The following is a 1,496-nucleotide window of genomic DNA, read 5'->3' as shown; positions in this document are numbered from 1 at the left end:
TGTCATTTGTACCCGATGTATGGGTTTCTTCTGTTTTGCCATAATAAAAGGTCCTCCTATGATTTAAATTTTACCATAGAAGAACCTCTTCAATTACATATTTACAGAAAAAGTTTCACACTGCCGCTTTTTCCTATCAAAAGAAGGTCCGCCAAAGCAACTTCCCCTTAAGCAACCATTGATTTTTCTTTTCCTTGATTTCTAAAGGGGAATTGCGACGGCTGTCTTCATAAGAAAACATAACAAATAAAATCTTAATAAAATAAGAAAGCTAAAATCCTTTGTCATGATAAGGATTTTGGCTTTCTTTGTTTTCTTATGAAGATGCCACCAATGGGATGCGGTTTAAAGTGCTGGGGAAAGTGCTCTTGTTGTTTAGCTGATCATTTCGATACCTTCGTCTGATGGATAAAATTGCAGGGCATCTTCCAATGTCTGAAATGCGCCAGCATAGTTCCAACTGTTTGTCATTCTCTTTTCCATTGCTGTCATAACAGGATACTGCATCCAGCTTTGCTGGTGTACGTAATGAATCCAACTGCTGATAATGTATCCATCCTGCACTTCCTCAATGGGATATGCAATATAGCCTCTATAACTGCTGCCCTGTTGAGGCATAGAGAATGTGGCAAACACATCGGTGTTGTCTTGGGGACCAAAGAAGAAACTGTTGGAAGCATATGTTTGTGTGCCCAATGAATAATAGTCAGCCACAAAGGTTTCTTCATTCCTGTTATATAAAACACGCCCTGTTACATCGCCGCCGGAATCCCATCCGTCGGAAAGATCTCTGTAAACAGGCCAAAGCTGAATGGCTTCTGTTCCATAAAATTTGGGTGCCTGATTCCATAAAAAATGATGGAAAATAATCCAGCGTTCCCGATCATCAGAAACTTTTACGCCGATGCCTGTGATACGAAGGTCTTTGGCATCATCAGCTGATTCCGTATCTCTTTCAGAATCATCCAGTGAGAGATCGGTTTCATCCGCAACAACTTCCAGCGCGCCGCTGCAGGCAGCAATGTCTTCCGCACGGAGGTCGTTCAGGATATAGGCGGGGAATCCAAGGTCTATGAGCTGTGCTTTGATGTCCTCCACGTTTTTATGTTCGTCAGCAGGCAGTGCAGTCCACTCCATTGGATAACTGCTGCAAAAAAGATAACCGCATGCGCCTCCCGCCAACAGCAGCAAAATAAGCGAAAAGGTGATCCGTCGGTTTGTCCATTTGACAGGAACAACACTGATATCATAGCCTGCTTCATCCAGTTCTTTGGATGATCTGTTCAGGCTGTAGATGATGCGGCAATAGGCGATAAACATGATCAGGGCAATGAGAAAGCCGCTGTACTGTGCAAAGGCGAGAAGGCACATCAGGCAATACCAAACAATTAGGGCAGCTGCGCTGCCTGCGTGAGGAGAAAGCCCGGCTTTTTGCCGAATGGAGAGAAAGCCCTGCCAAAGGCAAACAAAAAGCGCAAACTGTAAAAGCAGATTTG

At 43.8% G+C, this 1,496-nt stretch carries 1 protein-coding gene; it reads right to left on the bottom strand.

Annotated elements, in window-relative coordinates; all coding sequences use genetic code 11:
- Positions 1-375: 375 nt before the first annotated feature.
- A partial coding sequence (locus INF29_RS14170; RefSeq protein WP_193487372.1) for a hypothetical protein occupies positions 376-1,496 on the bottom strand: 1,121 nt, incomplete at its 5' end.

The organism is Anaerotignum lactatifermentans, assembly GCF_014982935.1.
Taxonomy (GTDB): Bacteria; Bacillota; Clostridia; order Lachnospirales; family Anaerotignaceae; genus Anaerotignum; species Anaerotignum lactatifermentans.
This window is presented reverse-complemented; position numbering and strand designations above follow the sequence as displayed.